The organism is Xanthomonas sp. NCPPB 3174, from assembly GCF_056725205.1.
The window spans coordinates 1,428,192-1,452,401 of the sequence record NZ_CM161517.1 but is presented as its reverse complement, the minus strand read 5'-3'; the positions used below and the strand labels follow the sequence as shown (position 1 = coordinate 1,452,401).

At 66.6% G+C, this 24,210-nt stretch carries 14 protein-coding genes and 2 pseudogenes; 2 read left to right on the top strand and 14 right to left on the bottom strand.

Features of this window, described 5'->3' with window-relative positions; all coding sequences use genetic code 11:
• Positions 1-148 precede the first annotated feature (148 nt).
• Positions 149-1,237, top strand: coding sequence for a sialidase family protein (locus AC1PK7_RS06435; protein WP_481100231.1), 1,089 nt, complete (start codon positions 149-151; stop codon positions 1,235-1,237).
• Between the two features lie 167 nt (positions 1,238-1,404).
• Here AC1PK7_RS06435 and AC1PK7_RS06430 read toward each other — a convergent pair whose 3' ends face one another.
• The 5 genes from AC1PK7_RS06430 to AC1PK7_RS06410 form a co-directional block, all read right to left on the bottom strand.
• Entirely contained in the window at positions 1,405-2,124 is a 720-nt protein-coding gene (locus AC1PK7_RS06430; RefSeq protein ID WP_481100850.1) for a copper homeostasis protein CutC, read from the bottom strand.
• 14 nt (positions 2,125-2,138) lie between these two features.
• The gene (locus AC1PK7_RS06425; protein WP_481100230.1) at positions 2,139-3,200 is read right to left on the bottom strand and encodes a glycosylasparaginase; all 1,062 of its coding nucleotides are present in this window, start codon (positions 3,198-3,200) and stop codon (positions 2,139-2,141) included.
• Between the two features lie 94 nt (positions 3,201-3,294).
• A complete protein-coding gene (locus AC1PK7_RS06420; protein WP_481100229.1) occupies positions 3,295-3,678 on the bottom strand; it encodes an ankyrin repeat domain-containing protein in 384 nt (127 codons plus the stop codon).
• Between the two features lie 58 nt (positions 3,679-3,736).
• A complete protein-coding gene (locus AC1PK7_RS06415) occupies positions 3,737-4,105 on the bottom strand; it encodes a hypothetical protein (protein ID WP_481100228.1) in 369 nt (122 codons plus the stop codon).
• Between the two features lie 80 nt (positions 4,106-4,185).
• Positions 4,186-4,575 carry a hypothetical protein gene (locus AC1PK7_RS06410; RefSeq protein WP_481100227.1) on the bottom strand — a complete coding sequence of 130 codons (390 nt, stop codon included), beginning with the start codon at positions 4,573-4,575 and terminating at the stop codon, positions 4,186-4,188.
• A gap of 217 nt (positions 4,576-4,792) precedes the next feature.
• Between AC1PK7_RS06410 and AC1PK7_RS06405 the strand changes: the two are divergent.
• Positions 4,793-5,131 (top strand): annotated as a pseudogene (locus AC1PK7_RS06405) (transposase); the annotation flags it as partial.
• A gap of 70 nt (positions 5,132-5,201) precedes the next feature.
• Here AC1PK7_RS06405 and AC1PK7_RS06400 read toward each other — a convergent pair.
• From AC1PK7_RS06400 to AC1PK7_RS06360, 9 genes and pseudogenes are all read right to left on the bottom strand, one after another.
• On the bottom strand, positions 5,202-5,633 hold the full coding sequence (locus tag AC1PK7_RS06400) for a hypothetical protein (protein WP_481100226.1): 432 nt from the start codon (positions 5,631-5,633) through the stop codon (positions 5,202-5,204).
• A 2-nt stretch (positions 5,634-5,635) separates the two neighbouring features.
• Positions 5,636-6,454: an RHS repeat-associated core domain-containing protein gene (locus AC1PK7_RS06395; RefSeq protein ID WP_481100225.1), complete on the bottom strand. Its 819-nt coding sequence runs from the start codon at positions 6,452-6,454 to the stop codon at positions 5,636-5,638.
• 113 nt (positions 6,455-6,567) lie between these two features.
• Positions 6,568-7,017: pseudogene (locus AC1PK7_RS06390) on the bottom strand (isoaspartyl peptidase/L-asparaginase); the annotation flags it as partial.
• Positions 7,018-7,443: 426 nt separating this feature from the next.
• Positions 7,444-12,048 (bottom strand): RHS repeat-associated core domain-containing protein, encoded by a 4,605-nt coding sequence (locus tag AC1PK7_RS06385; RefSeq protein WP_481100224.1) that lies wholly within the window; start codon positions 12,046-12,048, stop codon positions 7,444-7,446.
• Between the two features lie 363 nt (positions 12,049-12,411).
• The gene (locus AC1PK7_RS06380) at positions 12,412-12,888 is read right to left on the bottom strand and encodes a chemotaxis protein CheW (RefSeq protein WP_019799106.1); all 477 of its coding nucleotides are present in this window, start codon (positions 12,886-12,888) and stop codon (positions 12,412-12,414) included.
• 73 nt (positions 12,889-12,961) lie between these two features.
• On the bottom strand, positions 12,962-14,299 hold the full coding sequence (locus AC1PK7_RS06375; RefSeq protein ID WP_481100223.1) for a chemotaxis protein CheB: 1,338 nt from the start codon (positions 14,297-14,299) through the stop codon (positions 12,962-12,964).
• Entirely contained in the window at positions 14,286-21,491 is a 7,206-nt protein-coding gene (locus AC1PK7_RS06370; protein ID WP_481100222.1) for an Hpt domain-containing protein, read from the bottom strand. The genes AC1PK7_RS06375 and AC1PK7_RS06370 overlap by 14 nt, the downstream gene beginning before the upstream one ends.
• Before the next feature lie 111 nt (positions 21,492-21,602).
• On the bottom strand, positions 21,603-23,639 hold the full coding sequence (locus AC1PK7_RS06365; RefSeq protein ID WP_420009280.1) for a methyl-accepting chemotaxis protein: 2,037 nt from the start codon (positions 23,637-23,639) through the stop codon (positions 21,603-21,605).
• A 40-nt stretch (positions 23,640-23,679) separates the two neighbouring features.
• Complete coding sequence (locus tag AC1PK7_RS06360; RefSeq protein WP_010343241.1) at positions 23,680-24,210, bottom strand: chemotaxis protein CheW; 531 nt, start codon at positions 24,208-24,210, stop codon at positions 23,680-23,682.

Here is a 24,210-nt window from a genome sequence, read left to right as displayed (position 1 = left end):
CCAGCCAGCGGAGCGGAGAGAGCGGACGGTCCGGGCGGATCCGCGCAATCGTCGGTGGGCTAGCAGGCGGCGCTAACGATGGTGTCAGCATATGGTATTTAATTGATGATAAATAGGTATCCCCATTTGCGGGCCAGGACCGTACCACATGATGTCGCCTTCGCTGTTCCCCCTGCTGTCGCTGTTCGCGGTGCGCGCCATCGCCGGTCCGGCCGCCGTCGCCCCGCCGCACGTGCCGCCCTCGCCCATCGTCTACAGCGAATTCGTCAACGCGCAGGCGCCGACCGCGCAGTGCCACGCCTCCACCCTGGTGGAAACCCGCGACGGCCTGCTCGCGGCCTGGTTCGGCGGCCGCCACGAGGGCGCCGACGACGTCGCCATCTGGGTGGCGCGTCGCGACGCGCACGGCTGGCAACCGGCGCAGCGGGTGGCCGACGGCGCGCAGCCGCAGGGCAAGCCGTTGCCGACCTGGAATCCGGTGCTGTTCCAGCCTGCGCAAGGGCCGCTGCGGCTGTTCTACAAGGTGGGTCCGGACCCGAAGCGCTGGTGGGGCATGCAGACCACGTCCAGTGATGGTGGCCATCACTGGTCCACGCCCGAGCGTCTGCCCGACGGCATCCTCGGCCCGATCAAGAACAAGCCGGTGCAGTTGCCGAGCGGCCGCATCCTCAGCCCCAGCAGCAGCGAAGACGCCGGCTGGGTGGCGCACATGGAATGGTCCGACGACAACGGCGCGCACTGGACGCGCGGCCCAGCGATGAACGACCCGACCAGGATCGGCGCGATCCAGCCCAGCGTGCTGCTGCACAAGGACGGCCGCCTGCAGGCGGTGGGCCGCAGCCAGCAGAACCACGTGTTCAGCACCTGGTCGCGCGACAACGGCCGCACCTGGGAACCGATGACCCTGCTCGACCTGGCCAATCCCAATTCCGGCACCGACGCCGTGGTGCTGGCCGACGGCCGCTCGCTGCTGGTCTACAACCCGACCGAGGCCGGCAAGGACTGGTGGGACGGCCGCGGCGTGCTCGCCGTGGCACTGTCCGATGACGGCCAGCACTGGACCCGCGTGCTGACCCTGGAAGACAGCCCCAAGGACGAGTTCTCCTATCCCGCGGTGATCCAGACCCGCGACGGCCAGGTGCACATTAGCTACACCTGGAAGCGCGCGCGCATCAAGCACGTGGTGCTGGATCCGAAGCGGTTGAGCGGCACGCCCGCAGCGGGCGCGTCACGCTGACCGCGCTACGCTAGCGCGCCCCGCACCACCCATCAGCGGTGGTCTGCGCGGTGGAGCCTCCCCCAAACCGCCGCCCCGCGTAGGAGCGGCTTCAGCCGCGACGCGCGAATCTCGTCACCATCCGCCGCACCGCTGCGATCCGATGCTCGCCACGCATCGGCGGCGCCCTACTCCGCCAGCAAGGCCACCATCCGCCGCACCCGCGCCACATCGGTCTGCATGCGGTCGCCGCCCAGGCTGCGCACATGCGGATGCGGCGACGTCGCCCGCGACGCCAGCGGCCCACGCGCCGAGCCATGGAACTCGCGCGCGCCGGTGCGCGCACGCAACTGCGCCAGGTTGGCTTCGGTGACGCCGGACCCCGGCATCACGCTCAGGCGCGCGCCGGCCTGCTGCACCAGCTCGGCGATCAGGTCGGCACCCTCTTCCGCGGTCTCGCGCGCACCGGAGGTCAGCACCCGCTCGCAGCCCAGCGCGATCACATCCTCCAGCGCACGCCGCGGATCGGCACTGACATCGAAGGCGCGATGGAAGGTGACCCCGAGCGGCCCGGCCGCGGCGATCAGCTCGCGCATCGTCGCCGTGTCCACCTCGCCGTCCGCGGTCAGCGCGCCGAGCACCACGCCGTCGCAGCCCAGGCGCACGCATTGCTCCACGTCGCGACGCATCGCCTCCACCTCCGCCACGTCGAACACGAAATCGCCGACCCGCGGACGGATCAACACGTACAGCGGAATGCGCAACCGATCGCGCACCGCCCCCAGCGTGCCGAACGACGGCGTCAGCCCACCACCATCCAGGCCGCCGCACAATTCCACCCGCATCGCCCCGCCATCCTGCGCGGCCAGCGCAGAGCCGATCGCATCGGCGGCCACTTCCAAGCCCATCGGCACGCTCCCGCTCATGCCGCCGGCGCCGCGAAATGGCTCTGCCCAGGCAGCAGCAGATCCTGCCGCTGCGCATCGCAGACCGCATAACTGAAACCGGGCTGGATCGCGAACGCACCGACCTCCCCGCGCTTGTTCATCGCCAGGAACCCGACTTGCAGATCGCGGGTGAGTTCCGGCTTGCGCCGCACGATGCGCATCACCACCTCGCGGCAGGCCTCGGCCGGGCTCTTGCCCTGCCGCATCATCTCCACCACCGCGAAACTGCCGACGTTGCGGATCACCTCCTCGCCGACGCCGGTGGAGGTCGCCCCGCCCACCTCGTTGTCCACGTACAGCCCCGCCCCGATGATCGGGCTGTCGCCGATCCGCCCGTGCATCTTCCAGGCCATGCCGCTGGTGGTGCAGGCACCGGACAGATTGCCGTGCGCATCCAGCGCCAGCATGCCGATGGTGTCGTGGTTGTCTTTGCCACCGGGCAGCGTGCCGCGGCGATAGGCACGGTTCTCGATATTGGCCTCGGGCGCGTAGTGCGACGTCTTCAGCCACTCCTTCCACGCCTGTTCCGATTCGGGCGTGAGCAGCTTGGTGCGCTCGAACCCCTGCGCCAGCGCGAACTGCAGCGCGCCATCGCCGACCAGCATCACATGTGGCGTCTTCTCCATCACCCTCCGCGCCACCGAGATCGCATGCACGATGTCCTCCAGCGCCGCGACCGACCCGCAGCCACCGGTGTGATCCATGATGCAGGCATCCAGCGTGACCCGCCCATCCCGGTCGGGATACCCGCCCAGCCCCACCGTGTGATTGTCCGGATCCGCCTCCGGCACCCGCACCCCGGCCTCCACCGCATCCAGCGCCGCGCCACCGCGCGACAGCACCTGCCATGCCGCCTGGTTGGCGGCGACGCCGAAGTCCCAGGTGGAGATCACCCGTGCTGCGCCGTGTGGCAAGGGGCCGACGTTGGTCTTGGCAGATGCCTTGGCTGCGGCACGTGCGCCAGGAAGCACGCCGCCCAACCCAGCGGCCAGGGCGCCGAAGGCGGCGGTTTTCAGGAAGTGGCGGCGTTGTGGCATGGGAGGCTCCGGCGTTGGGAGGGCGCGCGGGAGGGGCGCGCGTAGCTTTACATCATGCGGCAGAGTGGGAAGGGATTGAATGGCCTGCTTGGTGTTACGAAGCAGCTTGGCCCGCTTGCTCCTGCAGAATTGCGTGGAAGCAGGCCTGGCCTTTCATCAAACTCAAGGGCGTGTCCCCATAGTCGTCCCGCAAGTTGATCTCTGCGCCATGCCTCAAAAGAAGCTTCGCAACCTCAGGATGGCCCCATCTGACAGCATAGTGGAGAGTAGAAGAACCAATGCCACCCCTGAGGTCGATGTTTTTTACGAACGGGATAAAAAGCTCGACCACCTTAAGATCACCCTCCATTGCCGCAACGTGCAATGGCGTATCGCCATCCATCACAGGGCTCTCAGGCCCGCCTACCTCGCAATCCTCGAACATTGCCAGCTGCCTGAAAGCGGAAAGCGTAGCCTCCAAATTATCTGAGCCATTCATTTACCACACCCACACTCATAACCACAAAGTTTCCACTGCTCAATGTAAAGCCCGATGATCAATACTCATCCATCGAAATGATGACGGTCCGCGCATAGCCCTCAAAATCAAGATAGAGATGCGCTGGCCGTGGATGCCGGGAGAGTTGGTCGATGAGGTCGGCAAGATGACGGGCAGCATCCTCGCCGATGCGCCAGATGACCCCAGCAGAGGAATCGCTCGCTGTTGACGCGCACGATGAGCCGTGTGCCTGCAACGTGATTTTCACCCCCTCACATGCGGGCACCATTGAGGACACAAGCGTATCGTCTGGACATGCGCTCCATGCGTACAGGGCTTCACTCATCGCATGCATATCACCGGATTCCCCCATGATAATCAGCACATCTTCGCCCCTAAAATCGTCACGAAATTCAATACGTAGCACAAGGATTCCCGCGAGCCATTCGCATCAAAATATTCAGCATAAAACTATAAAACACACTCCGGCGCCATACCCCACCAAAATCAATGAATTTTCCGAGATGCCGCGCCACTTAAGCCCCTCTTATTAGCAACCCAGGAAAACGATCGCCAAATTTCAGGAAAAATTCCTTCTACCTCTCCATTTCCAGAATTTAGAAGCTCCTGCATTAACCTCAATCCGGCATCAGTATCCTTAGCCACACCGACACCATCCAAGAGGGCGATTGCATAATGAAGCTTCGCAGAGTCACTACCGCTCTCGGCAGCCGCCTTATACCAATATGCAGCCTGGCTATCGGACTGACCAACCAAGAGCCTCTGGATTCTCCTTGACCACGAGCTCAGCGAGCTTTTCATAAGCGCCAGCATACTCACCACGCTCAATAAGGCACTTGGCTCCGCCAGCAGTAATTGTTCATAATCCTTATCCATGCGAAATCATCCTATCTCCTTTAGGCCCTGTACAACGACATTGAACATGGCGCGTTGATTTTGCACCAAGATTATCCTTGGCATTTTTTTCAGCCATTCTCTTTGCTTCAGACAAGGTAGCACCTCGCCCATAACCTAGTGCCGACTGCTGATCACCATTAGAGCAGTTATTGAGACTACGGCCATCCCGATTGTCACAAAAATATACAACTAAAGCTCGGTGGTCTTCGAGGAACTGGTCGATGCCTTGCCGCCGATCGCCGGCAAGCCAGGGCGTCCACGACGTTGGCCAGGCAAGCTGCACGCTGATAAGGCCTACGACATCGACCGTTGCCGCCATCACCTCAAGGAGCGGGGCATCACGCCACGTATCGCTCGCAAGGGGATCGAGCGCAACGACCGGCTGAGGCGCCGTCGCTGGGTCGTGGAGCGCACTCATGCTTGGTTCGCAGGCATGGGCAAACTGCGCATCCGATTCGAACGTCGAATCGATATCCATCTGGCGTGGCTCTCGATTGCCTGCTCGATCATCTGCCTGCGGATTCTTCCTGAGTTTTTTAGCGACTCTAAGAAGAAGCCCCGCGATGAGCGGGGCTTCTGGTGGGGTTATTTCGCCTTGATAAATTTCAGTGCAATAAATCTTCGGCCATCTTGACGCACTGCGATGGATTTCCTGATGGACTCGCATTGGCAAGGCTCTTGCACAACTGCGCCAACTCCATAGCTTTAATTTCCTCGCTAGAAGTCTTGCCTTGCTGCCGCGAAATTCCGAGTACCATGATGTAGTGCCTCGCGCTTTCAACAGTTCCCCGCTTTACGATTTCGCTCTTAAGAGCGGCCATAAATGCAGTCGATGATGAAGCGAAGCATTGATCAAACCCAAAATACTCGTGATGCCTTTGCTGCGCTTCAAAGAACAATTCGATTTTCTTCTCATCCGATAAGGCCAAACACGCCGAATTTCGGCTCGCGTCATCTAGCGCTCTAAGTTCCACAAAGCCATCACTTCCTCGATCTGCGGAGGTGCAAGCTGATGGCGCGCAGAGCAGCGCGGCCAAGGCTATTTCCCGCATCCACATGGGCTGCCTCCTGCCTTATCCAATTGCGCGCGAACCTCGCTAGCTTTCGCACGCGCATCAATTTCAAATGGATTGTTCGTATAACCGAAAATCAGGTGCATGGCGCCGTAGGACAAGCCCATACCGAGAAGACTCATGGATCGATATTGATCAGAATGCGTTATCTCATGCGCCAAAAGGGTGATGCCTTCTTTCGTGTCAGGAGCATCCGGAACGCCGAGATAGACCGTGTTCTTGAATGTCCATGCGTCTGCACGACCGGCACCGAGCGCTTGTGCAATTCTCGGTATCCCTTCCTGGACATCAATCTTGTCGAGCTTCACGTTTGGAAGTTGGGGGCCGATGATGCCTTTCTCGCAATCCGTAAGTGCGCGCAATCCGAACGGATCAATGAAGCTGATCGGATTCCCTCCGACATAGGCGTACGTACTGACTGCGGCCTCCAACCCAATCGGATCACTCTGCACATACCGCCCCGTACCGGGCTCGTAGTCACGGAAGTAATTCTGGTTGAGTCCACTCAACGCGTCGTAGCGCTGGCCCGGGAAACGCATATCGAACACGAAGGTGGTGCCGTCCTTGTCCGGGTCTTGGTCCGGCGCGGTGGCGCCGAAGGCCTCGCCCTTCAGATCCCAGCGCCAGATCGCCACGTCGCGAACCGGGTCGATCACCGCGCGTGGGGTGCCCAGGTGGTCCGGCTGCACGTAGCGCAGCGTGGTCTTGGCCAGCACGCCCACCGGCAGGTCATCCAGCCAGATCGCCTGCTGTACGACCGCACCGTTGGTGTCGTAGTCCCCCATCCAATGGCCGCTCTCGTCGTACAGCGCATAGGTGTTGGTCTTGCCTTGCCCACCCGCCGCACCTGCTCGCCACGGCCGTTGCAGGCGTAGTTAGCCACAGTGGTGCCGCTGCGCTCGCCGACTAGCATCACATACGGCGTCTTCTCCATCACCCGCTGCGCCACCGTGATGGCATGCACGCTGTCCTCCAGCGCCGCGACCGACCCGCAGCCACCGGTGTGATCCATGATGCAGGCATCCAGCGTGACCCGCCCATCGCGGTCGGGATACCCACCCAGCCCCACCGTGTGATTGTCCGGATCCGCCTCCGGCACCCGCACCCCAGCCTCCACCGCATCCAGCGCCGCGCCACCGCGCGAAAGCACCTACCATGCCGCCTGGTTCGCGGCGACGTCGAAGTCCCAGGTGGAGATCACCCGTGCTGCGCCGTGTGGCAAGGGGCCGACGCCGGCCTTGGCTTGCGCCTTGGCCACGGCGGCGTGTGCGCCCGGCAGCACACCGCCCAACCCGGCCGCCAGGGCGCCGAAGGCGGCGGTTTTCAGGAAGTGACGGCGTTGCGGCATGGAAGGCTCCGGCGTTGGGCGCGCGCGCGGGCTGGTACGCGCTTAGCCTTACATCTTGCGGCAGAGTGGGATGGGATTGAATGGCCTGCTCGGTATTACGGAGATGGCTTGGCAGCTTGCTCCGCCAGGATTGCATCGAAGCATGTCGAAATCCTGTCGGAAAAGTACCCCCTAAAGAATAGATGCCGCCTACCTGCTCACGCATGAATTTTCAAGTCAAAATTTTATTCATCTACCCAATACCATTAGGCTTTCCGTAAAGACGCCCAATCAAAAACTTTGAAATAAAATAAACTGCCATACATGATAGGAAGAAAATTATTAATTTTTTGTAATTTCCAAAAATTTCAAGGTAGTGAGCAAGCGCAACACAAAAAGCAACGAACAACGAATCTATTAGAATTTTTCTTGACATTCGCCGCTCCTTTACTTGTATTCGACCCAAACTCTTGTTTTATCATTGTTCCCGCTAGCATCAGGGCAAATATCCACATCAGTATGCAAAATATCGCCCTCATGAACTGGATCCTTAGCTTGAGACATAGCTTCACCGCAGGCAAGTCCAATGCCTAAGCCAGCCCAGGGGCCTGCTCGCGTAGTCATGACACCAACAGCGCCACAGATCAGTGAGCCAACACGCCCATTAAGCTGATTAATGGCATCAGCCTCGTCTCTAGTCAGCGTCTTTTTCTCATGATACCTAACCCTAAATTCAGCAGGAGGCTTTGCCTTTACCCAGGCACCTGGCGCAGTCCGACTGCAATCCGCGTCAGATTCATCAGCTGGGCCACATACCAAGCCGCCATCCAATCCATAAGTGTCTCTGTGAATAAATGGACTGGCAAAAACATAGCTATATGTATTGATGCCGCCTTGTAGCCCAATCGGATCACTCTGCACATACCGCCCAGTGCCCGGCTCGTAATCGCGGAAGTAGTTCTGATTGAGCCCACTCAGCGCGTCGTAGCGCTGCCCCGGGTAACGCATATCGAACACGAAGGCAGTGCCGTCCTTGTCCGGGTCCTGGTCCGGGGCGGTGGTGCCGAAGGCCTCGCCCTTCAGGTCCCAACGCCAGATCGCCACGTCGCGGCCCGGGTCGATCACCGCGCGGGGGGTGCCCAGATGGTCCGGTTGCACGTAGCGCGGCGTGGTCTTGGCCAGCACGCCCACCGGCAGGTCATCCAGCCAGATTGCCTGCTGCACGACCGCGCCATTGTTGTCGTAGTCGCCCAGCCAGTGGCCGCTCTCGTCGTACAGCGTGTAGACGTTGGTCTTGCCCACTCGCCGCACCTGCTCGCCGCGGCCGTTGTAGGCGTAGTTCGCCACGGTGGTGCCACTGCGCTTGACCTGTGTCAGCCGGCCATTGGCGCCGTATACGTACTGCACGGCCGTGCCGCCGATCGCGGTGGTGTTGCCGACCGCGTCATAGCTGCGCGCGGTACCGGCCACACTGCTCAAACGGTGGCTGGTGGTCGGATAGCTGTAGGTCTGCGTAGTGGTATTGACCTTGGCACTGAGGCGGTTGCCGGTGGCGTCGTAGGTATAGCCGTCGATCACCGTATCGGTCGGACCATCCTTGAACGCAGTCAACCGGCCCAGCGGGTCGTAGTCCAGTTTGATGACCGGTGCGGTGTTGCCCGGTGCGGTCAGCGCGCTGAGGTTGCCGACCGGGTCGAAGGCAAAGCCCACCGCCAGGCCATCGCTGCGGGTGTCGTTGACCGCCAGCGGGCGGTAGTCCTGGTCCAGCACGCGCTGCATCGGACGGCCGTTGCCGTAGGTCCACCCGGCCACCGGGCCGAACGGATAGTAGGTGGCTTGATTCAGCAACACCTGACGGGTGCCGCCAGGCGGGGTCACGCCGACCTCGGTCGTCTGGCCCTGGGCGTTACGCACGTAGTCCACCACCGCCCCATCCGGGTAGGTCAGGCGGCTCAGCTGCCCGGCCTTGGTGTAGGCATAGCGGACCACGAACACCTTGCCGTTGGTGGTCTGCACCTTGCGCACCAGATCGCCGAAGCGGTCATAGCAGTAGTCCGTGCTGCCGCTGCCGTCCTGCATCCGGGTCAGCCGGCCGACGCCATAGGTCTCGCCGCTGGCGCAGGTGCTCTGACTGACATCGTAGGTGTAGCTGACGTTGAGGCTGGTGGTCGGATAGGTGACCTGGGTCAGCCGGTTCAGCGCGTCGTAGCCGTAGCTAGTCTTGATGTTGCGCGCATCGGTCTGGGTGGCGCGGTTGCCGGCACTGTCGTAGGTGTAGGTCGTGCTGCCGGTGTCCGGGCTGGTGAGCTTGGTCAGGTCGCCCAGGCCGTTGTAGGCGTAGGTGGTGTCCAGGCCCTTGGGGTCGGTGACCTTGATCAGGTTGTCCAGGGCGTCGTAACCGAACTTGGTCTCGGCGGCGATGCCGCCCACGTCCTGCAGCGTGCGCGCCAGGCGATTGAGCGGGTCGTAGTCGTTCTGGGTGGCATGACCGAGCGCGTCGGTGACGGTCTTGGTGTTGCCGTTGCCGTCGTAGCCGAAGTCGGTCGGATCGCCCTGCGCGGTGGCCTGCGTCGCCAGTTGGCCAAGCTGGTTGTAGATCCGAGAAAGCGTGCGCTTGAGCGTGCCCGAGGCGTCCTTGGTGTCTTCCTTGGATCGATTGCCGGCATTGTCCAGGGTGTAGTGGATAGTGTTGCCGGCGTTGTCGGCGATATCGGTCAGCCGGTGCGCGGCGTCGTAGGTGAAGCGGGTGAACGCGCCATCGGGCTGGGTCACCTGCTTGACCAGGCCGGTCGGCCAGTAGTCGATCGCGGTGATGCGGTCATCGCTCTCGCTGCTGTCGTCGGCTCCGCGTACCTTGCTGGCGGTCAGCCAGCCGCGAGGGTGGTACGTGTAGTCGGTGACCACGCCGTTGGCATCCTTCGCCGACAGCACGCGGCCGGCGCCGTCATAGGCCAAGTACTCGGTGACCTGGCCGAGCGCATTGGTCACCTTCCAGAGGTCGCCCTTGCGGTGCGGGCAGCTGGTCGGGAATGTGGCGCAGGTGCTGTCGTCGGTGGGGTAGTAAGTGAAACGGGTGATGTCGTTGACATCCGTGCGCGCGCCGTCGACCGACTTGGGCAGGCCCAGGATCGGGCAGGTGCTGTCGGTCGCGGCTACGTCAGACGCTTCGCAGTAGCTGTAGGTGATAGTGCGCTGCTTGCCTGAAGCCGTGTCGCTGCTCGTCATCTGCACCGGCTGCAGGCGATCGTTATAGCTGTAGGACACGGTGCGCCCGCCGGTCTGCACCGACAGCAGGCGATTGCTGCCAGCCGCCGTACGTGTCGTCGTCGTGCGCTCCTGGGGTTGCCCGACCGCCTCGCGTACGGTGTGGATGTTCACCGCGACACCGTTCTCGGTCGCTTCGGCATAGCTGTGCTGGGTCTGGATGCCACGGCGATCGGTGACGCTGCTGAGCCGGCGGCGGAAGTCGCTGGACTGATCGTTGTAGCTGTACTGGAGCGTCCCGTCGGCCCTGGCGACAGTGGCGACCTTCGGCGAGGCACCACCCGCCTCGGTCATCGTGTAATCGTTGACATCACCCAGCGCATCGGTGACACGAGTGCCGGAAGCCGAGTAAGACAACGTGATGCCGTCGATGCCACCGGCGTGCTGGCTGGAGATCGCCCGGCCGACCTCGTCGTAGGCAAAGGTACTGAAGCGCTGGCCATCTTCCGTGGTCACGCCGGTCAGGTGGCGCGGGAAGCGCGTGTCCTCGTAGTGATAGATCCGGCTCTTGCCGTCGGCATAAGTGACGCTCATCAGGCGCCGCTGGTCGTAGCCGTAGCTGGCCAGCTGCACCCCACCGGAGACGATGCCGGTGATCAGCGCGTCGTCGTTGTCGTCGGCATACACCAGTTCGATGGAGCGCCCCTGCAGCGAGACGATGCTCTGCAAGCGCCCACGCGTGTTGTAACCATACACCAACCCACTGCCATCCTCGGCCATGCGCGAGACCAGCTTGCCCTTGGCATCGAAGGTGTAGATCGCATCCTCGCGATACAGGACCCACTGGTCGCCATTGGCGACGATGCGTTCGCCCGAGGCATTGGCTGCGCGATACTCCGAACCGCTCTTGCGGAACGGCACGGCATAGCCACTACCCTCGATCAGGCCCAGCGTATCGCCCTGGATGGTGAGGTGCAGACTGTGCGAGAAGGTCCAGCCAGGGCCGAATCCACCCGTGTTCAGTGCGATGCCGGAGTGGTAGTAGCGCGTCAGGCTGATCCAGCCTAGATCCAGGTCGCGCTCGGTCTGGAATTTTTCGCCGGTTTTGACGTCGCAGGGATTGCCCCGCATTCCGGAGTTGCCACCATTTTGCGTCTCGCATTGCAACGTCGAGACTTCGATGGTGGCGAAGAAGTCCTTATTCGTGCAGCCTTGGTCGCTGATGTGCCAGGTGGCGTAGGGTTTCGGACACTCGGAGCGACGCGTACGCCCCATGAATGTGGTGTATTCGTTAGGGCCGCTGCAATCGTCATAGTACGTCCGAACGCTATACCGCCTGCTTTGGGCTTCAATGCCGGCGTCATACTCGGGATATGGACCGAACGACATTTCCCATGGCCCTTCCGGCGCAACCGAGGCCGAAGGGCAACTGGGTCTGGTAGCACTGATTTCCTGTGCAAGTACGGCCGCAGCCTGCTCTTCGGTCGGGATCTTGGACGCGTGCCAAGTGTCATATGTCCAGGTTTCGTCCTTGGCTTCGGTACGACCCATCCAATAGGTGATCACGGATGTCCCATTTTCCTGGACTACCGTGTCCTTGATCGTATCGACGTACTGGTACACATCCTCCATGTCCTGAGGCCCAGGAATTGCCTTGATCGCTGCCTCCGCAGCTGCTTGGGTGTAGTAGACACCATGGGAATTCCCTTCCTCATCGCGGACCAGGAACTGCTGCTTCTTCCCTTCTGTCCCGGCGAACGCCGAACCCATGAACAGAAAGAACAGCGCCATTACCAGCGCGAGGCGGGTGGCGCCGCTGGAGGTACGTTCGTGGTGCATCATGTTCATCGCGCGTCCTTGCAAGAAGTCGATCAAGCCAATCGAGTCAGCGGCTACCAGTTGCCTGTCCAGCAAGAGGCCAATGGACGCGCAACAGCGCGCCACCAAGGGCTCGGCAGTGTTATCGGAGAAACAAACGGGTGGGGATGCCAAAGAGCGGGCGGTCGCGTCATCCCTAAGCGACGCAGTACAGCGAACGGGTGCACGCACGTTGCGCATACGACATCCTTGTCATTACGAGAAGTGATGCTAGACGATGACCCTACCCACTGGCAACAAACCGAGCCGGTCTTCGCTCAAGCGCGCATAGCATCGACCAGGATGATTGCGGTACGCAGTCATAAGCAAGGCCGTTGCAAGACTGCTGCCGATCTAGATGACCACCGCAAACCGCTCCACCACCATCCCCTCGATCGCCTCAAGATCCGGCAGCAACGCGCTCTGCTCGCCCAGCAGCACGCGCATGTGCACGCCGGGCGGGAGGGTTTCTTCGGAGGCGTCGGCGAGCAGGCCGTCGCGGGGAACGGAGATCAGTTGCGGGAAGGATTGGGTGAGCAGCGCCACGTACGGCAAGTCGGGGTTGCCGCCCAGGGCCTTGAGCACGACGATCTTGTTGTTGGCGGCCACGATCTCGGCGCCCAGGCCGGTCAGGCGGGCGAAGGAGACCAGTGGCACCTTCCAGCCGTACCAGGCGATCTGGCCAAGCAGCCAGTGCGGGGCGTCGGGCAGCGGTTCGACCGGCACGCGCGACATCACTTCGGCGATGGTGGCGTTGGGCAGCAGCACGCGCTCGCTGCCAGCCAGGATGAGGACACCGCGGATTTCGTCGTTGCTGGCGTAGCTGCTCATGGAGTGACTTCGTCCTGAAAGCGGAAAAAACGCGCGATGCGGGCGCGGCGGTGGATGGCGTGTGCCGCCTCGTTCAGCCGCTCCACCGCGCGGTCAAGGCCTGGGCCAGTTGCGCCGGATCGCCGCCGGGATGGCCCTGCAGGATCAGGTGCGCGCCGGCGGCGGGGTCGTAGCAGCCATCGCCAGACTGCCCGGCCACCCAGGCGCCCTGCGCGGCCAGCGCCAGCACGGCCTCCACCTGTTGTGGGTCGCTGCCGCTGAGCAGCAGCACCGCGCTGTGCGCGGCCGGCAGGCCGGCGACCACGGAGGCGCCGGCGTCCTGGGCGACGAAGCGCAGGCCGGCCGTGCCGTGCACGCCGACGTCGTCGGGCAGGATGTAGACGTTGCCGGGAACGACCGGCTCGCCGGCCTCGGCCAGCAGCACGGGCAGCGCGGACACGCGCGCGATCTGCTTGACCAGATTGCCGTAGCGGCCGCCATCCAGGCGCAATTGCACCAGCAGCGGCAGCGGGAAACTCTCCGGCAGCGCGGCGAGCAGGCGGCGGATCGCGTCGGGGCCGCCGATGCCGGCCATCACCAGCACCGCACCGCGTGCAGCGGCGCCTGCACCGGCGCCGCTCGTGGCCGCGGGTTCCTCGGACTCCAGCGCGACCAGCGACAGGCCTTCGGTGGAGAACTGCGGGATGTGCTGCGGCGCGCGCGGCGCGGCGGCGAGCAAGGGCGCGTCGTCGTCGACCAGCGACCAGGCACTGGCCGGCAGCGCGGCGGGTGTGGCGGCGGGCGCAGCCGGTGTCGCATCGACGTGCGGCACAGCCGGCTGCGCAGACGCTTCGCTGGCAGCGGCTTCGGCGCGCGCGAACTGCAGCTCCTCGAAGCCGGGCGCGACGTCGGCCGGCGGCTGCCAGGCATACATGCCGTCTTCCGGCGCGGCCTCGGCGAAGCCGGCGGCTTCGTCGACGTGCAGGCCGATCGGCGCGTCGTCGTGCAACTGCGCCGGCGTCGCCGGCAGGCCCGGCTCCGGCTGCAGGCCGGCCTCGGTCTCGCGGCCGGGGGGCAGCACGTCCTGATGGCCCTGCAGCTTGGCCGCCAGGTGCCGCGCCCAGCGCTGCGCTTCCCAGCCTTCGCGGCGCGCGGCCAGTTCGGCCTCGTCGAAGATCACGGTGACGCCGGGCAGCGCCAGCGCCGCATCCAGCCGCTCCAGCGCGTCCTCGATCGCCGGCTCCAGCGCGATCAGCACCGCACTGGGGCCGGCGTCGGACAGGGTCTGCGCGTCGATCGCACCGGGGTCGTCCTCCAGCACGATCGCCGCGCCGACCAGGTGCAGCGCTTCGCGCAGGCGCTCGCGCGCCTTGCCGGGACGGGCCAGCAACGCGACCGGCGTGGAGGTGGCGTCGCCGTCATTCGCGAACACGGGCGATCCCCAGCAGGTCGTAGACGTTGCGCATCAGATCCAACTCTTGGTAAGGCTTGCCGAGATAGCGCTGCACGCCCAGTTCGAAGGCGCGCTGGCGGTGCTTTTCGCCGCTGCGCGAGGTGATCATCACGATCGGCACGGCGGCGTAGCGCGGATCGGCGCGCATGGCGGTCGCCAGTTCGTAGCCGTCCATGCGCGGCATCTCGATGTCCAGCAGCATCAGGTCGGGCACGCGCTCTTCCAGGCGCTCCAGCGCCTCGACGCCGTCGCGCGCGGACACTACGTCGAAGTTGTGCCGTTCCAGCACGCGGCCGGTGACCTTGCGCATGGTCAGCGAGTCGTCGACCACCATCACCAGCGGCACGCGCCGCTGCTCGGTCGGCGCGGCCTCCACCACCGGCCGCTGCGGCTGCGCCAGGAAGCGACGCACCAGCGGGGCGATGTCGAGGATCACCACCACGCGGCCGTCGCCGGTGATGGTGGCGCCGTAGATGCCAGGCACCGAGGCGATCTGCAGGCCGACCGGCTTGACCACGATTTCGCGGTTGCCGAGCACCTGGTCGATCGCCACCGCCGCACGCAGATCGCCCGCGCGCACCAGCAGCAGCGGCACCTGCGCCTGGCCTTCGGCGCGCGCCGGCGCCTGCCCGACCAGCGAACCGAGGTCGTGCAGCGCGTATTCCTCGCCGCTGTAGCGGTAGCCGCCGGTGCCGGCCTCGAAGCGCTCGCGGCCGATGCGGCCGATGCCGCTGACCGAGGCCACCGGCACCGCGAAGGTGGTGTCGCCGATCTGCACGAACACCGCCTGGGTCACCGCCAGGGTCTGCGGCAGGCGCAGGGTGAAGGTGACGCCCTGGCCGCGCACCGAGTGGATGTCCACCGAGCCGCCGAGCTGGCGCACTTCGTTGCGCACCACGTCCATGCCGACGCCGCGGCCGGCCAGCTGGCTGACCTGGTCGTAGGTGCTGAACCCGGGCGCGAAGATCAGCGCATCCAGCTCGTCGTCGGACAGCACCGCGTCGGCGGCGACCAGCCCGCGCTGCTCGGCGCGGCGGCGGATCGCCTCGCGGTCGAGCCCGGCGCCGTCGTCGGCCACTTCCAGCACGATTTCCGAGCCTTCGCGGCGCAGGCGGATGGCGATGTTGCCCTCCTCCGCCTTGCCTGCGGCGCGGCGCTGTTCGGGCGTTTCCAGGCCGTGCGCGACCGAGTTGCGCAGCATGTGCTCCAGCGGCGCGACCATGCGGTCGAGCACGTTGCGGTCGAGTTCGCCGTGGGTGCCTTCCAGGCTCAGGTGCACCTGCTTGCCGGTCTCGCTGGCGGCCTGGCGCACCACGCGCCGCAGCCGCGGCACCAGGCCATCGAACGGCACCATGCGCGCGCGCATCAGCCCGTCCTGCAACTCGGAACTGACGCGCGACTGCTGCTGCAGCAGGCCGTCGTACTGCCGCGCCAGGTCGTCGAGCACGCCCTGCAGGCCGCCGAGGTCGGCCGCGGACTCGTTGAGCGCGCGGCTGAGCTGCTGCAGCGTGGAGAAGCGGTCCAGTTCCAGCGGGTCGAAGCTCTGCTCGGCCTGATCCTGTTCGCGCTGGTAGCGGGCGACGATCTGCGCCTCGGTTTCCAGGTCCAGGCGCCGCAACTGGTCGCGCAGACGCGCATTGGTGCGGTCCAGTTCGGCCATCGCACCGCGGAACGCACCCAGCTGCTGCTCCAGCCGCGAGCGGTAGATCGCCACTTCGCCGGCATGGTTGACCAGGCGGTCGAGCAGGTCGGCGCGCACGCGTACCTGTTCCTGCATCGGCCGGGCGATCGTCGACTCTTCGTCGAGCGTGCCCTCCACCGGCAGCGGTGCCGACAACGGCGCCGCCACGGCCGCCAGGGCGGCGGCAGCCTGCGTGTCCTCGGTCGCCGCGACCGGCGCCGCGGCGGCGGTGTCGGCATCGCCGATGGCGGCAGGTGCCTGCCCATGTGTGCGCGCGTCGAACGCGCCGATCAGGTCCTGCGGCATCGCCACCGCGCGGTGGTTGCCGGTCAGGGTCAGCAACTGGTGCAGGCGGTCGAAGCCACGCTCCAGCAACTGCACGTCCTGGCGGTCGAGTTCGGTGCGATGCGCGGCCACCACCTCCAGCAAGGACTCGATGCCATGGCCGAGATCGCCGATGGCGTTGATGCCGGCCATGCGCGCGCCGCCCTTGAGCGTGTGCAGATCGCGCTGCAGGCCGCCGAGCACTTCGCGGTCCTGCGGCGCGGCGCGCAACTCGGCGATCAGGCGGTCGCAGTGGTCGAGCAGGTCCTTGCCTTCGTCGACGAAGATATCGACCAGTTCGCGATCGAGGTCGGCGAAGTCCAGCGGGCCGAGATCGACGGCCGACAGATCGGTCCGCGCGGGATCGGCCGCGGCCTGCGCTGTGTCGGTGTCGTCCGGCGCGGATGCGGTGGCCTCCGGCGCGTGCTGGTGGTGTTCTTCGTGGATATCGCCAACGGACGCCGTGTCGGTATCGGCCGCCGTGGCCGTGTCGTTCTGCTCGACGGCGTCCTCGGGCGCGTGGTGCGCTTCGTCGGATGGATGTGCGTCCGACGCCGCTTCGCCGTCGGACGGCGTCGCGTGTGCGGCGTGCTCCGCTTCGGCGGCGGCGTCGTGCGGCGCGCCATCCCCCGCACCACCGGTCGGCGCGACGTGTTCCGCATCCGCTTCGGCGTCGGTGTGTTCGCCCACCGTTTCCGTGGCGAGAGACGCCGCATCGCCCTCGTGCGTTGCGTCCTCCGGATGCGCTGCGGCATCCGGTGTCGCGTCGCCGTGCTCGGCGGCGGACTCGGTATCGTCGTTGGCCGAGGCCACGCCGTCGTGGCGCCAGCCGCTCGACGGCGCCAACGGCTGCTGGTGCAAGCCGATCGCAGGGGCGTCCTCGTTGAGCTGTTGCTCGTGCGCTTCAGAGGCATCGTCGGCGGGCGCGTCTGCGGCGTCGTGCGCGACCTCGTCATCCGCTGCCTGCGGTTCCTGCGCATGTGCATCGTGGATATCGTCGGCCGGCGTTTCGGTCGCCTGGTCCGCGGCATCGCCGTCGACTGCCATGTGATCTGGCGCCTGCGCATCGTGCGCATGCTCGGCGTCATCCTGGGTGTCGTCCGCGTGCGCGCCGGCCGCGTGGCCTTCGGCAGCGCCGTCGGCTGCCGCATGATCGGATGCCTGGACATCCTGCGCATGGACGGACACGTCCTGCGTCGCGTCGGCGTGTCCCTCGACCTGGCGATCCTCGGAATCGTGCGCTTCGCTCTCGTGCGACGGTGCCTGGACGTCCTGCGCGTCCGCCGTCGTGTCGGCCGCGGCATCGACGGCGATCGCGTCGCCGATTGCGTCCTGATGCGTCTCCGTCTCCAACGCAGCCGGTGCCGGATCGTCCGACAGCTGCTCGGCGCTCAGCGGCGCATCCACGGTCAGCTCGTCGAGCTGGCCGTCCTGCGCCAAGGCCGCTTGTTCCTCGACATGGCTTGCATCCTGCGATGCGGCCAACGCTTCGACCGCGGTCGCGTCCTGCGCCGACGCCAAGGCCTCTTCCGAAGACGGCGCAGATGCCGCGTCCGCGTGGACGTCGGCGGCCTGCCGATCGACGTCGCCCTCGCCTGCCTGGCCAGCCGCCTCGTCCGCTGGCAGCGTCTCGTGCAGATGCGCGGCATCGCCGAGGAACGCCGACAGATCGTCGGCCGCGGTGAGTTCCACCGCCTGCACGGCCTGCTCGTCCAGGCCGGCCTCGGCCGGTGCCGACGCGGACAGGTCTTCGTCGTCCTCGTCGTGCGCGATCGGCGGCCACTGCACTTCCGGCAGGGTCTCCACCAGTGCGCGCAGGCGCTGCGACAGCTCGGTGAACGGCGGAATCACTGGCGACGGCGCCTGCAGTTCCGCAATGGTGTCGGCAACGGCGCGCGCCGACTCCTCCAGCGCGCGCACGCCTTCGGCGGTCGGAACGCTGCCGGACGCCAAGGCGCGCTTGACGTAGCTCTCGGCCGGGCCGGTGACCGCGGTGATCTCCGGCACGTCGGTCATCGCGAACGCGCCGCTCATGGTGTGCACCGCGCGCAGCAGCGCTTCGGTCGCGGGCTGCGGTGCGTCCTGCAGCCAGGCGTGCACGGTCTCCAGATGGGTGGCGACTTCGGCTTCGAGGATCTCGCGCAGCACGCTGTCCACCGACGCCGGCGTCCCCGCGCGCGGTGCGGCGCTCGCCTGCGGGGTGGCGAAATAGAACGCGTCCTCGCCGGCGGCGATGCGCTCGGCCACGGTCTGGATCGCGTCCAGGTCGGCCTGCACCGTGCCGTTGCCGCGCAGCGCGGCATTGAGTTGCGGCAGCACCGCGTAGGCCTGCTCGACCATCGCCACCACCGCGGGACTGGCCGGGCGCGAGCCGTCGAGCACGCGGTTGAGCATGCTCTCGATCTTCCAACTGAACTCGCCGAGCACGCGCGCGCCGACCAGGCGGCCGCTGCCCTTCAAGGTGTGGAACACGCGGCGGATCGGCCGCAGGCTTTCGGTATGGGCAGGCGCGGCACGCCAGGCCGGCAGCAATGTGCCGAGATTGACCAGTTCCTCGTCGAACTCCTCGAGGAACACGGCGCGGATTTCCTCGTCGATCTCGCCATCGCCGTCGATGAAGCCGGCCTCGGCGGCAGGCGGCGCGGCGGCAGGCGCGGCACTCGCCTCCGGGCTGGCAGGCGTTGCGGCCGCGGGCTCGCCGCTGCGCGCGGCCGAGGTGACATCGAACTGCGCAGCGGCAGCCTCCAGGTCGGCGAGGAACGCGGCCTCCGCGTCCGACACCGGCGCAGCGGTGGCCGCGTGTTCGGGCGCCGGTTCGGGCGTCGCAGGTTCCTCGGACTCCAGCGCGGCATGCTCCGGCGCCGACGGCGCATCGGCCACGGCATCGGTGTGCGCTTCCTCGCCGATGGCGGCAAGGTCGGCATCGACATGCGCCTGGTCATCGAGGGAAGCGTGAGGATCGGCCTCATGTGCGGCGTCGCTGGCGGCGACCTCCGCGGTCTCGGTCGGGCTCGCGTGCGCGGCGTCTTCGGCGTCGGCAGCGGTGTCCTCGAAAGGCTCAGCCTCTCCTGCCGCGTCGAGGCGCTCGCCGTGCGCAATGTGGGCGCCCGCGTCGGCCAGCGCATCCGCATCCCACGGCAGCGCGGACGCGGCTTCCTCGTCATGCGCGGCGGTGGTGGCGTGCCAGTCGAGCGTGTGTACCTCGTCGGCCGTCGTGTTCGGCGCGTCGGCGAATGCCGGCGCGTCTTCCAGTTCGATGACCAGCGGCGGCGTGGCGGCGTCGGTGTCTTCTGCCGCAGCAGGCGTGTCGACGATGATCACGTTGGGATCCTCGTGTTCGCCAAGCTCGGCGAATGCAGCCGGGCCATCGGCCTGCGACTCGTCGTGGTACTCGGCGGCCACCGGATCGAAGCCGGTGACCTCGGCGGCGGGCGCGGCTGCCGCATCGTCGTCCCGCGCGAACGTCGGAGGCGTCTCCGGCCGCAGCGCATCCTGTTCCAGCACCAGGGAATCGAGACTGATGTGCAGCGGCTCGACGCTGCCGGTCCAGCTGTCCTGTTCGGCCGCGACCGGATCGAAGCTGAGCGCCTGCGATGGGGCGACACGTTCCTGCTCGTGCTCGTGCTCGTGCTCGTGGCCAGCGTCGGCGGGCGCGGAGGCGTGTTCGGCGGCGGTGTCGGGCTCGTCTGTCGCCAGGCTCCACTGCGGCGCCTGCGGTGCGGACGGCGTGTCCTCCGTGCGCGACGTCGTCTCCGGCGCGGTCTCGGCCGGCGCCAGATCCCAGGCTGGCACGGCCGGCGGGGCGATGGACGGTGACGACGCAGGTTCGGCCATGCGATCGGCAACCACCGGCGGCGCGGCCTCGGCCGATTCAGCAGAGTCGCTTGCGCTCGGCAACACGCCCGGCGCCGCCGGCGCGGTGTCGGGCAGCGGCCAGTAACGCAGCGCTTCCAGGCTGCTGCGGGTGATGTCGAGGATCTCCTCGCGCCCGGGGCGGCGCTCGCGCAAGGCTTCCAGGTAGTACTCGAGGCTGGCCATCGCGTCGGCCAGGGTGTCGAGCTGGCGGCCGCTGGGCACGCGGCGCTTGCCGATCAGTTCGGTGGCGACGTAGCGGCGCACGCCCTCCAGGTAGTCGGCCGGCTGCGGCAGTTCCAGCATGCGCAGGGCACCGGCGACCTCGCCGAGCAGGCGCGGCACTTCGTCCAGGCGCGCGTGGTCCCAGTTGGTCTCGATAAAGGCGACGAAGTGCTCGCGGGCGCTGCCGAAGTTGGCGATGGCCTCGTGCGCCAGCACTTCCACCGTGCGCCGCGCCTCGGCGGCGCTGGCATCGTCGTGCACGTCGCCGCCGGCGCCCAGGTAGGCGACCTGGTCGTCGAGCGAGGCGTCCACGTACAGCAGCGCGCCGGCGATATCCAGCAGCAGGCCTTCGTCGGCCGCACGCGCGCCGTCGACGATGCTGCGCAGCGCATCGCGCTGCTGCACCACCACGCTGCGCGCCACGCCCAGGCCCATCACGCCCAGGGTGTCGGCGACGCTGCCCAATTCGTCGACCTGGGTCTGCAGCGCGGCGACGTCGCCGCCGGTGCGCAGGTGCAGGTCCAGCGCGTCCTTGACCCGCAGCAGTTCTTCCTTGATCGCGGTGCCGACGGTGTCGAGCAGTTCGCGATTGCGCCCGGCGAGGCTGCCGCGCGCATGGTCCAGTTCGGCCTCGGTGGCAGCGGCGGCGTCGGGCGCCAGCGCGAACAGCGCGCCCTCGTTGAGGCCGGCTTCGCCGCGCGCGGCGCGGATCTCGTTGAGCAAGGGCAGCAGCACGATCGGAATGTCGCGATGGCCGTCCTGCAGGCGCTCCAGGTAGTCCGGCAGCAGCACGGTGCCGCGCATCAGCGTCGCGCAGGCCTCGTCGCGGTCGGCCGCCTGGCCGTTCTGCACGGCGATCGCCAGCAGTTCCAGTTCCTCGGCGACCATCGCCGGGGCGTACAGCTCGACCATGCGCAAGGTGCCCTGCACCTGGTGCAGGTAGCCGGCGCAGAAACGCATGCGGCCGGTGTCGGCCGGTTCCTCGACGAAGGCTTCGATCTCGCCGCGGACCTGGCGCAGGGTCTCGTCCAGTTCCGGCTTGACCCAGCCCAGCGCGGCATGGCTCATCGCATCGCGCAGCGCGCTCATCGCCGCGTCCCCGCGGCCGGGCACGCGCCGTGCCGCGCGAGCGCGGCGACGGAGTGCGGGAGTTGTTCACGGTACGTCATGTGCGCTTCCTTCCACCCGGTTCCGGCCCGCTTACGCCGGCAGCTTGAAGTCGGCGACCGAGCGCCGCAGGTCCGCCGCCAGTTGCGCCAGGCGGCCGATCGATTCGGCGGTCTGTCCCGCGCCTTGCGAGGTCTGTCCGGTGATCTGCCGGATCACGTCCATCGTCTGGGTGATGTCGATCGCCGCCGCCGACTGCTGGTGCGCGGCGATGGAGATGTTCTTGATGAGGGTATTGAGCGCGTTGGACACGCGCTCGATTTCGGTCAGCGCGGTGCCGGCGTCCTCGGCCAGGCGCGCACCGGACACCACCTCGGAGGTGGTCTGCTCCATCGACGTGACCGCCTCGTTGGTATCGGCCTGAATGGTCTGCACCAGGCCCTCGATGCGGCGGGTGGCGCCGGAGGTGCGTTCGGCCAGGCGCTGCACTTCGTCGGCGACCAGGGCGAAACCGCGGCCGGCCTCGCCGGCCGAGGCGGCCTGCACCGCCGCGTTGAGCGCCAGGATGTTGGTCTGCTCGGAAATGTCGTTGATCAGTTCCACGATCGAGCCGATTTCCTGGGTCGACTCGCCCAGGCGCTTGATGCGCTTGGAGGTCTCCTGGATCTGGTCGCGGATCTGGTCCATGCCCTGGATGGTCTCGCGGACCACGCCGGCGCCCTCGGCCGCGATCACCACCGAGCGCTGCGCCACTTCCGCCGACTCGGTGGAGTTGCGCGAGACCTGCTCGATGCTGGCGGCGATTTCGTTGATGCGCTCGGACGCCGAGCCGATCTGCTCGGCCTGGTGCCCCGCCGCCTCGGCCAGCTGCCGCGCGGTTGCCTGGGTTTCCTCGGTGGACACGGCGACCTTGGCCGAGGTGTCGTTGATGGTGGTCACCAGGTGGCGCAGTTCGTCCACGGCGTAGTTGATCGCGTCGGCGATGGCGCCGGTCATGTCCTCGGTGACCGAGGCCTTGACGGTCAGGTCGCCTTCGCCGAGCGAGCTGATTTCGTCGAGCAGGCGCATGATCGCCTGCTGGTTGCGGCTGTTGTATTCCACCTGGGTCTGCAGGCGGATTTCCTGCTCGCGGCTGCGGCTGCGCACCGTGGTCCAGACGAAGCCGATGATCGACAGCAGCGCCAGCAGGCCGGACACCACACCCAGCCAGAAGTTCGGGAACGGGCGGGTGTCGCGGGTGGAGCCGAATGCGGAGAACGCATCGAACAGCTTCTTGCTGTCGTCCAGCATCTTGCCCGAGCCGGCGGTCAGCGCCGCGGCGGCGGACTGCGCGGCGAACAGGCTGCGCGAGCTGGCCTGCAGCGCGTCCAGGTCCTTCTTCATTTCCGCCCACTGCGCCTGCGACTGCTCCAGCGCGGCCAGCGCGGCGGCGTTGCGCACCGGGGCGATGCCCAGTTCCTCGTTGCCGTTGCGCAGGCCCTCGAGCATCTGCCCGAACACCACCGCGTCGCGCGCCAGCGCGTCGCCGGCGCTGGCCGCGCCGCGGCCGCCGGCACGCATTTCGGTGACGCGGCGGGCCATGGTGCCCGCCACCACCACCTGCTGCAGGGTGTTGTAGATCTGCGCGGCGGGGGCGCCGCCGACGGTCATCGCGCGCACCACCTCGTTCAACTGCGCCTGCAGCTGCGGCACGCCGCCGACGAAGCGGTCGGCGTTGCCGGCCAGCGCCAGCACCGCCGGTTCGCTGTCCACCACCTGCTGCGCGTTCTTGGCCAGCGGCGCCCAGGTGGCGTCGAGGGCCTGCAGGGGGCCGGACACGTTGGTCTCGTTGGCATAGCGCGCGTTGAGCTCGGCGACGGTGCTCTCCACCTTCGCCTTGGTCTGCTTGAACTGCTTGAAGGTCTCGGCGTTGCCGGACACCGCGTCGCGGGCCTGGTTGGCCAGCTGTTGCGACAGCACCTGCAGGTCGGCCGCGCCGGTGCTGGCGCCGGCCAGGCGGTTGCCCTGCCAGGTGGCCACGCCGGTGTTGGCGCCGAACACGACCAGCGACAATGCCAGCAGGCCCAGCCAGAAACTCGTGCCCACGCTGCCGAGCTTGCTGGCCTTGCGGGCGTCCGGAGCAGTACTCATGATGCGACCTCGGTCTTCGATGCGGAGGCAGCGCGCGCGCTCAGGCGGCGGCTTGCCGGAATTCGGGGGTGCGCGACAGCAGCGACAGCGAGAACACGCCCCAGTCCTGGGCGTCGCCGCGGAAGGCGCGGTCGATGAAGTGCGCGTAGCGGCCCTGGGCCAGATCGCCCGGCTCCACCGCCTGCGCCTCGGTGAAGCTGCGCTGGCCGAACAGTTCGTCGATGGTCAGGGCCACGTCGCCGCCGCTCTGGCGCATGATCAGCACGCGCTGGCCTTCCTGCAGCGCGGTGCGCTCGCCTTCCAGGAATTGCTTCAGGTCGACCACCGGGAACAGGTTGCCGCGCAGGTTGCCCACGCCCAGCAGCCAAGGCTGCGCGCCCGGCACCGGGGTGACCGGCGGCATGCGCACGATTTCCACCACTTCGCGAAAATCCGAGACCAGGTGGCGCGTGCCGACGCGGTAGCCGACGCCGCGCCAGACGTCGTCGTCGAAGGCGCGTTCGGGCATCTGCACGGCGTGCGCCAGGCTGCGCCGCTCGTAGGCTTCGAGAATGTCGAAGGGCGAGCGCAC

Excerpts from the sequence above, each read along its gene's own strand:
- AC1PK7_RS06385 (WP_481100224.1), bottom strand. The coding sequence starts at position 12,048 with ATGAACATGATGCACCACGAACGTACCTCCAGCGGCGCCACCCGCCTC.
- AC1PK7_RS06380 (WP_019799106.1), bottom strand. The coding sequence starts at position 12,888 with ATGAGCAGCTACGCCAGCAACGACGAAATCCGCGGTGTCCTCATCCTG.
- AC1PK7_RS06370 (WP_481100222.1), bottom strand. The coding sequence starts at position 21,491 with ATGAGCGCGCTGCGCGATGCGATGAGCCATGCCGCGCTGGGCTGGGTC.
- AC1PK7_RS06395 (WP_481100225.1), bottom strand. The coding sequence starts at position 6,454 with ATGGGGGACTACGACACCAACGGTGCGGTCGTACAGCAGGCGATCTGG.
- AC1PK7_RS06365 (WP_420009280.1), bottom strand. The coding sequence starts at position 23,639 with ATGAGTACTGCTCCGGACGCCCGCAAGGCCAGCAAGCTCGGCAGCGTG.
- AC1PK7_RS06425 (WP_481100230.1), bottom strand. The coding sequence starts at position 3,200 with ATGCCACAACGCCGCCACTTCCTGAAAACCGCCGCCTTCGGCGCCCTG.
- AC1PK7_RS06435 (WP_481100231.1), top strand. The coding sequence starts at position 149 with ATGATGTCGCCTTCGCTGTTCCCCCTGCTGTCGCTGTTCGCGGTGCGC.
- AC1PK7_RS06420 (WP_481100229.1), bottom strand. The coding sequence starts at position 3,678 with ATGAATGGCTCAGATAATTTGGAGGCTACGCTTTCCGCTTTCAGGCAG.
- AC1PK7_RS06410 (WP_481100227.1), bottom strand. The coding sequence starts at position 4,575 with ATGGATAAGGATTATGAACAATTACTGCTGGCGGAGCCAAGTGCCTTA.
- AC1PK7_RS06430 (WP_481100850.1), bottom strand. The coding sequence starts at position 2,124 with ATGGGCTTGGAAGTGGCCGCCGATGCGATCGGCTCTGCGCTGGCCGCG.